The following is a 7,457-nucleotide window of genomic DNA, read 5'->3' as shown; positions in this document are numbered from 1 at the left end:
CGCTTTTCCGCCCCTGCCCCGCCTAGCGCGGCCGGCAGGGCGCCGACACAGTCTTCCATAGACTCGAACGCCACCTGGGGCGCTTGCAGTTCTTCGCAGGTGAGGCCGCCATGGCTGCAGCCGACTAGAAGCATGATTGCGGCTATGTGTTCCATTTCACTCTCCATCACCCATCGGATTGACCGGGAAACGGAGGGACGCGACGAAAGTTCCGGTACAGCGTGGTGACGGCACTGTCACATTTTCGGGAACAAAATCCATTGCGGCCCGTTGTCGGCCCATCGCTCGAAAGCGAACCGGACGCGAAAGGAAGCACCCGATGCTCAGCACCATTCTCCTCGTCATTCTCATCCTGCTTCTGATCGGCGCCCTGCCGAACTGGGGATACAGCCGAAGCTGGGGCTACGGGCCCTCCGGCGGCCTCGGGCTGATCGTGCTCATCCTTCTCATCCTCGTCCTCATGGGACGTATCTGATCCCCAACCAAGCCAGGAGCCGGAACCATGAAGAACATCATCATCGCGCTTGCCGTCGTCGCCTCCACGGTGACACTCACCGCCTGCACTCAGACTGAACGCGGCACGGCGATCGGGGCGGGCACGGGCGCCGTCATCGGCGGCGTCGTCACGGGACGTGCCGGCGGCGCGCTCGCGGGTGCGGCCATCGGCGGTGCTGCGGGCTATCTCATCGCCCGCTCCGACCGCAGCGGCTATTGCATCTACCGCGACCGGTATGGCCGCCGCTACGAAGCACGCTGCCGCTGAAGCGATCGAAGACCAACAAACGGGAAACGGGCCCTCGGGCCCGTTTCTTGATGTCTGGGACTGGAAGGAAGAATGTTTTCAGGAACCGCTCTTGGCCCTGCGCTCGGCCTCGTCGAGCTTTTCCAGAAGATCGAGAAGACGGTCGGGCACGGGCTCCGTCTCGATGACGTCGTAGAAGGACTTGAGCTTGCGGCCGATCGGCCCGTTGGGGTCGAACGCAGCCTTGACGGGTGCATCCCGCCCCGCGCGCTTCTTGTCTTTACCGGGCTCGATCATGGTCTTGTTTCCATCCGATGCCACTCGCTATCTTCCTTTTGCCCAAGATTCCCAATAGCAAGTCAGACTTAGAATGCTACCAATAGGTTTCCGCATGGTGAACTCTAGCGGAAACGGTTCCGATGCGGAACATATTCAGGGAGAACTAAATGTCACTTTCCACCCGTATCGCACCGCATCTCGCCTATCTGAGGCGGTTTTCCCGTGCCGTGACGGGCTCCCAGACCTCGGGCGACGCCTATGTCGCGGCCATGCTTGAAGCGCTCGTTGCCGATATCACGCTCTACCCGGAGGGCAGGAGCGACCGGATCGCGCTCTACCGGCTCTATTGCACGCTCTTCGAAAATCTCGACGTGACGCTGCCGGACAACACCTCCCCCTTCGGTTGGGAGCGCCAGGCGGCCGCCAACCTTGCCAACCTGCCGCCGGCCGAGCGCAAGGCCTTCCTGCTGGTCGCCGTCGAGGGTTTCGACCTTGCCGAAGGCGCCGATATTCTCGACGTGCCGGAGGAACGCTTCGCCGCCCTGCTCGACGAAGCCTCGCGCGACATCTCGCGGCAGGTGGCGACCGACATCATGATCATCGAGGACGAGCCGCTGATCGCCATGGACATCGAGGACATGGTGAAGGGCCTCGGCCACAATGTGACGGGCATCGCGCGCACCCATGCGGAGGCGGTCGAACTCTACCACCGCACGTCGCCGCGCATGGTGCTGGCCGACATCCAGCTGGCCGACGGCAGTTCCGGCATCGACGCCGTCAACGACATCCTGAAGAACAGCACGATCCCGGTCATCTTCATCACCGCCTTCCCGGAGCGGCTGCTGACCGGCGAGAAGCCCGAGCCGGCCTTCCTCGTCACCAAGCCGTTCAATCCGGACATGGTGAAGGCGCTGATCAGCCAGGCACTGTTCTTCGACGAGCAGGCGCGGCTGGCGAAATCGGCCTGAGCACCGGGCCGGACCGAAAACGCAACGGCGCGCACGATCAGGCGCCGTTGCCTCCATCTGTCAGAAGGTCGGCGGGGTGCAGGCGCTGATGACCTCGCAGGGCACCGGGCCGACGCAGCGGAAGCGGTGCGGACGGCGACTTTCGAAATAATAGGCATCCCCCGGGCCGAGGATGCGCCGTTCGTCGTCCACCGTCACCTCCAGCCGGCCGGAGAGCACGATGCCGCCCTCCTCGCCGTCGTGCACCAGCAGCACCTTGCCGGTGTCGGCGCCCGGCTGGTAGCACTCCTTCAGGATCTGCAGGCTGCGGCCGAAGGTGTTCTCGCCGATCTGGCGGAAGGAAATCGGGCCCTTGCCGATCTCCACAAGCTCGTCCGCCCGGTAGAAGGCCTTTTTCGGGCGCTCCGGCTCGAAGGCGAAGAATTCCGCAAGGCCGATCGGGATGCCGTCGAGGATGCGCTTCAGCGCGCCGACCGACGGGTTGGAGGCGTTCGATTCGATCAGCGAGATCGTCGAATTGGTGACGCCGGCGCGCTTGGCAAGTTCCCGCTGGGAGAGATTGTGGGCCATGCGCAGATGGCGCAGCCTGCCCCCGATATCGACCGACATGGCCATTTCCTGTTCTAGATGTTCGAAATATCGAAAATCGGCTTCTTCGTATCCTTTATTTTCAATTAGTTGACGTCAAGAAGAAAAGGACTTGTTCGGCATCGCAAATCATGGCGTCAATCCCGCCAGCCAGAGGAGATCTGCCATGAACGTTCACAACAAGCCCAATGCACCGGTGCTCGACAGCTACTGGATGCCCTTTACCGCCAACCGCCAGTTCAAGGCCGCGCCGCGCCTGCTCGCCGCCGCCGAAGGCATGTATTACACCAGCGCCGACGGCCGCCAGGTGCTCGACGGCACCGCGGGCCTGTGGTGCGTCAATGCCGGCCACGGCCGCCGGCAGATCGCCGCGGCGGTCGAGCGCCAGCTCACCGAGATGGATTTCGCGCCCTCCTTCCAGATGGGCCATGCGGTCGCCTTCGATTTTGCCGAGCGGCTGGCCGAGATCGCCCCCGGCCCCGACGGCGCCAAGCTCGACCGCGTCTTCTACACCGGCTCCGGCTCGGAATCGGTCGATACCGCGCTGAAGATCGCCATCGCCTACCAGCGCGCCATCGGCCAGGGCACGCGCACGCGCCTCATCGGCCGCGAGCGCGGCTATCACGGCGTCGGCTTCGGCGGCATTTCGGTCGGCGGCATTCTCAACAACCGCCGCGTCTTTCCGCAGCTTCCCGGTTCCGATCACCTTCGGCACACCCATGACCTTGCGAGGAACGCCTATGTGAAGGGCCAGCCGGAGCATGGCGCCGAGCTTGCCGACGACCTGGAGCGGCTGGTGGCACTGCACGGCGCGGAAACCATCGCGGCCTGCATCGTCGAGCCGGTCGCCGGCTCCACCGGCGTGCTGATCCCGCCGAAGGGCTATCTCGAAAAGCTGCGCGCGACCTGCGACAGGCACGGCATCCTCCTGATCTTCGACGAAGTCATCACCGGCTTCGGGCGCCTCGGCGCCGCCTTCGCCACCGACTATTTCGGGGTGACGCCCGACATCGTGACCACCGCCAAGGGCCTCACCAACGGCGCCATCCCGATGGGTGCGGTCTTCGCCAGCCGCAAGGTGCACGACGCGCTGATGCACGGGCCGGAAAACGCCATCGAGCTCTTCCACGGCTACACCTATTCCGGCCATCCGGTGGCCTGCGCCGCCGGCATCGCGACGCTCGACATCTACCGCGATGAGGACCTCTTCACCCGCGGCGCGGCGCTGCAGGACAATTGGCATGCCGCGATGCATTCGCTGAAGGGCCTGCCGCACATCATCGACATCCGCACGATCGGCCTCATCGCCGGCATCGAGCTTGCCCCGCGCGACGGCGCACCGGGCGCGCGGGCCTATGATGTCTTCGTCGATTGCTTCGAGAAAGGCCTCCTGATCCGCGTCACCGGCGACATCATCGCCTTCTCGCCGCCGCTGATCGCCGAGAAGAAGCATTTCGAGGACATCGTCTCGATCCTCGGCGACGCCCTGAAGCGCGCCGCCTGAATTCGGGCTTGGCCAGAAGCGGCTTGGCACTGCACATCGCGGAAAACGCTGTTATATCTGGGCCCGTATCCATACGGGCCCAGTTTCATGTCAGCATCCGCCAAGACCGAACCGAAACTCATCTTCCGCCTCCAGTTCGAGCCGGACGGGCGGATCGGGCGCGGCAAGATCCAGCTTCTCGCGCATATCCGGGAGACCGGTTCGATCTCGGCCGGCGGACGGGCGATGGACATGTCCTATCGCCGGGCCTGGCTGCTGGTCGACGAGATGAACCGGCTGTTCCGCACGCCCGTGGTGGAATCGCAGCGCGGCGGAAAACAGGGCGGCGGCGCCGTCGTGACCCCCTTCGGCGAAGCGCTGATCGCGCATTACCACACCATGGAGGAGAAGGCGCGCGCGGCGCTGGCCGAGGACATCGGCTGGATCGTCGAAAACCTTGCCGACTGACACCTATTCCAGCGCCACCGTCTTGATGACGGCGTGCACCGGCAGGCCCGGCGCAAGGCCGAAGCGCTCGACGGAGAATGCGGTGATGCGGGCGCGCACGACATCGCCGCCGCAGGCGATGCGCAGGCTCGCCATGCCCTCGCCGTCCGGCTCGATCGCCTCGATGGCGCCTTCCAGGATGTTGAGCGCGCTGAGGCCTTCCGGGCGCACCGTCGCGATCATCACGTCGCGGGCGGGAATGCGCAGCCGCACCGTTTCGCCCGGCGAGACCGCGGCGCCCGGCACGAGGATCGTCGCGCCGCCATCCAAGCGGATGGTGGCGAGGCCGTGCGCGGCATCGCGCGCCTCGACACGACCGGCAAGGACGCTGCCGGCTTCGCGGCGTTCGGCGGCAGAGGAAAGGCGCGGGCCGCTCAGCACGTCCGATGCCGCGCCGATCGCCTCGATGCGGCCGTCCGCCATCAGCACGACCCGGTCGGCAAGGCGCGCGACCTCGGCCACCGAATGGCTGACATAGACGATGGGAATGCCGACCTCGTCGCGCAGGCGCTCCAGATAGGGCAGGATCTCCGCCTTGCGCTCCTCGTCGAGCGCGGCGAGCGGCTCGTCCATCAGCAGCAGGCGCGGCGAGGCGAGCAGCGCGCGGCCGATGGCGACACGTTGCTTTTCGCCGCCGGAAAGATTGGCCGGCTGGCGATCGAGCAAGCCGGCAATGCCGAGCAGGTCGACCACGCGGTCCGGATTTTCCATGCGCGCGCCCTTCGGCGAGAACCAGCGGCCGTAATTGAGGTTCTGCCGCACGGTGAGGTGCGGGAAGAGGCGTGCCTCCTGGAAGACATAGCCGAAACGCCGGCGGTGGGCGGGTACGAAGATGCGGCGGGCGGTATCGACCAGCACCTCGTCGCCAAGCAGGACGCGGCCTTCCGCCGGGCGCGTCAGGCCGGCGATGATGCGGACCAGCGAGGTCTTTCCCGAGCCGGAGCGGCCGAACAGGGCGGTGACGCCCCCGTCGGAGGTGAAGGCGGCCTCCAGCGAAAAATCGCCGAGCCGGTGGCGGGCTTCGACGACAAGGCTCATTCGAGGTGCACCTTGCGGCCGAGGCGCTGGGCGAGCGCCTCGGAGGCGATGAGCGCGACCATGGAGATGGCGATGGCGACGAGGGTGAGGCGCATGGCGCCGGTATCGCCGCCGGGCACCTGGGTGAAGGTGTAGATGGCGGCCGACAGCGTCTGCGTCTCGCCGGGAATGTTGGAGACGAAGGTGATTGTGGCGCCGAACTCGCCCATCGCCTTGGCGAAGGCGAGGATCATGCCGGCGAGCACGCCGGGCAATATGAGCGGCAGGGTGACGGTGAGGAAGACCCAGGGGGGGCTAGCGCCGAGTGTGCCGGCCGCCTCCTCCAGCTTGCGGTCGACGGCCTCGATGGAAAGCCGGATCGAACGCACCATCAGCGGAAAGCCCATCACGCCGCAGGCGAGCGCCGCGCCGGTCCAGCGGAAGGAGAGCACGATGCCGAACCATTCGTCCAGCACGGAGCCGATGGGACCGCGCCGGCCGAACAGGATGAGCAGCAGGAAGCCGGTGACGACGGGCGGCAGGATCAGCGGCAGGTGCACGAGGCCGTTCAGCAGCGACTTGCCCCAGAAGCGGCCGCGCGCCAGCGCCAGCGCGACGAGGATGCCGAGCGGCAGGCTGACGAGGACCGCGACCGCCGAGACCCGAAGGCTGAGCCGGATCGCCGTCCATTCCTCGTTGCTCAAGGCAAGCCAGTCCACGTCGATTCCTCGTAAAACACATGGCGCGAGAGGTTCGCCCCAAGCCTCGTTTGCCGGCAAGCCCCTCATCCCGCTGCCGGCACCCTCTCCCCGCAAGCGGGGAGAGGGGGATGCCGCACCGTTTTCCCAGGAATCAATCCCGAGGCTCGTCCTGGTGCGACATTGCCACAAACTCCTTCTCCCCGCGTGCGGGGAGAAGGTCGCGGCAGCGGGATGAGGGGCAAGCAAATTCCGCGATGTCCCGGTCTAGCGCCGGGACCTGTCGCGAGGCTCGTTTTACTTCAGGATGGTGAAGCCCTGCTCGGTGAAGAAGGGCGCAGCCTTGTCGGACTTCAGGAAGTCGAGATAGGCGGCAGCCGCGGCGCTCTGCGATTCCGTGAGGATGGCAACGGGGTAGATGATCGGCGGGTGGCTGTCTTCCGGGAAGGTGCCGACGATGGCGACCTCCGGATCGGCCGCGGCATCCGTCTGGTAGACGATGCCGTAGGGCGCCTCGCCGCGCGAGACGAGGGCGAGCGCGGCGCGCACGCTCTCGGCGCCGGCGACCTTGCCTTCGACCGAGGACCAGACGCCGAGCTTTTCGAGCGCCGCCTTGCCGTACTTGCCGGCCGGCACGCTGTCGACCGCACCCATGGCGAGCTTGCCGTCACCGACGAGGCCGGCGAGGTCGAAACCGTCCTTGATCTCGACGTCCGAGGCCTTGTCCTTCGACGCGACCAGAACGATGCGGTTGCCGAGAAGGTTGGAGCGGGTGTCGTCCTTGATCAGCTTCTTCTCGGCGACATAGTCCATCCAGGCAAGGTCGGCCGAGATGAAGAGATCGGCGGGGGCGGCCGCCTCGATCTGCTTGGCGAGCGCCGAGCTTGCGGCATAGGAGACCGTCGTCTCGTTGCCGGTTTCCTTCGACCAGGCGGCATTCGCCGCATCCAGCGCGTTCTTCAGGCTTGCGGCGGCAAAGACGGTGACCTTCTCGGCGGCGGCCGCCGGCAGGACAAGCGGCAGCGAGGCGAAGGCGGCGACGACGAGTTTCAGAAGCAGACGACGGTTCATTCCTGTTCTCCCTTTTCCTGCCTGAAGGCAGCGTGATATCTCCTTGAATATATCGGCACTTGCGGCTTTGCCAGCGCTATATTTTCAAAAATACAGGGAAACAG

Annotated in this window: 11 protein-coding genes (1 of these 11 cut by a window edge); 5 read left to right on the top strand and 6 right to left on the bottom strand. The window is 65.8% G+C overall.

Annotation, left to right across the window (positions count from 1 at the left end):
- Window positions 1-155: the start of a hypothetical protein gene (locus shn_RS02120; RefSeq protein ID WP_064328970.1), read on the bottom strand. The gene continues 184 nt to the left of window position 1, outside the view; 155 of the gene's 339 nt are visible here — the first part of the coding sequence; its start codon is at window positions 153-155; the stop codon falls past the left edge of the window.
- 164 nt (window positions 156-319) lie between these two features.
- Here shn_RS02120 and shn_RS34775 point away from each other — a divergent pair, with 164 nt between their 5' ends.
- Together shn_RS34775 and shn_RS02115 are read left to right on the top strand one after the other, a co-directional pair.
- Window positions 320-475 (top strand): DUF3309 family protein, encoded by a 156-nt coding sequence (locus shn_RS34775; RefSeq protein ID WP_023514830.1) that lies wholly within the window; start codon window positions 320-322, stop codon window positions 473-475.
- 27 nt (window positions 476-502) lie between these two features.
- Window positions 503-763 carry a YMGG-like glycine zipper-containing protein gene (locus shn_RS02115; RefSeq protein ID WP_064328969.1) on the top strand — a complete coding sequence of 87 codons (261 nt, stop codon included), beginning with the start codon at window positions 503-505 and terminating at the stop codon, window positions 761-763.
- A gap of 78 nt (window positions 764-841) precedes the next feature.
- Here shn_RS02115 and shn_RS02110 read toward each other — a convergent pair whose 3' ends face one another.
- Window positions 842-1,063, bottom strand: a complete 222-nt coding sequence (locus shn_RS02110) for a NepR family anti-sigma factor (RefSeq protein ID WP_245337351.1) — start codon at window positions 1,061-1,063, stop codon at window positions 842-844.
- 125 nt (window positions 1,064-1,188) lie between these two features.
- On the opposite strand from shn_RS02110, the gene shn_RS02105 reads away from it, so the two are divergent.
- Window positions 1,189-1,989, top strand: coding sequence for a response regulator (locus shn_RS02105; protein WP_064328968.1), 801 nt, complete (start codon window positions 1,189-1,191; stop codon window positions 1,987-1,989).
- Between the two features lie 60 nt (window positions 1,990-2,049).
- Here the strand turns inward: shn_RS02105 and shn_RS02100 are convergent, their stop codons facing one another.
- Window positions 2,050-2,598 (bottom strand): cupin domain-containing protein, encoded by a 549-nt coding sequence (locus shn_RS02100; protein ID WP_064328967.1) that lies wholly within the window; start codon window positions 2,596-2,598, stop codon window positions 2,050-2,052.
- Window positions 2,599-2,743: 145 nt separating this feature from the next.
- On the opposite strand from shn_RS02100, the gene shn_RS02095 reads away from it, so the two are divergent.
- Together shn_RS02095 and shn_RS02090 are read left to right on the top strand one after the other, a co-directional pair.
- Entirely contained in the window at window positions 2,744-4,081 is a 1,338-nt protein-coding gene (locus tag shn_RS02095) for an aspartate aminotransferase family protein (protein ID WP_064328966.1), read from the top strand.
- An 87-nt stretch (window positions 4,082-4,168) separates the two neighbouring features.
- Complete coding sequence (locus shn_RS02090; RefSeq protein ID WP_064328965.1) at window positions 4,169-4,528, top strand: winged helix-turn-helix domain-containing protein; 360 nt, start codon at window positions 4,169-4,171, stop codon at window positions 4,526-4,528.
- A 3-nt stretch (window positions 4,529-4,531) separates the two neighbouring features.
- On the opposite strand, the gene modC is transcribed toward shn_RS02090, so the two are convergent.
- From modC to modA, 3 genes are all read right to left on the bottom strand, one after another.
- Window positions 4,532-5,605, bottom strand: coding sequence for a molybdenum ABC transporter ATP-binding protein (gene modC / locus shn_RS02085; protein ID WP_064328964.1), 1,074 nt, complete (start codon window positions 5,603-5,605; stop codon window positions 4,532-4,534).
- A complete protein-coding gene (gene modB / locus shn_RS02080; RefSeq protein WP_064328963.1) occupies window positions 5,602-6,303 on the bottom strand; it encodes a molybdate ABC transporter permease subunit in 702 nt (233 codons plus the stop codon). Before modB ends, modC begins: the two co-directional genes overlap by 4 nt.
- Window positions 6,304-6,579: 276 nt before the next feature.
- On the bottom strand, window positions 6,580-7,353 hold the full coding sequence (gene modA / locus shn_RS02075) for a molybdate ABC transporter substrate-binding protein (protein WP_064328962.1): 774 nt from the start codon (window positions 7,351-7,353) through the stop codon (window positions 6,580-6,582).
- Between the last annotated feature and the right edge of the window lie 104 nt (window positions 7,354-7,457).

The sequence above is a fragment of the Shinella sp. HZN7 genome (assembly GCF_001652565.1).
GTDB classification, from domain to species: domain Bacteria; phylum Pseudomonadota; class Alphaproteobacteria; order Rhizobiales; family Rhizobiaceae; genus Shinella; species Shinella granuli.
The sequence above is the reverse complement of the archived record's forward strand: the minus strand, read 5'-3'. Positions and strand labels throughout refer to the sequence as shown.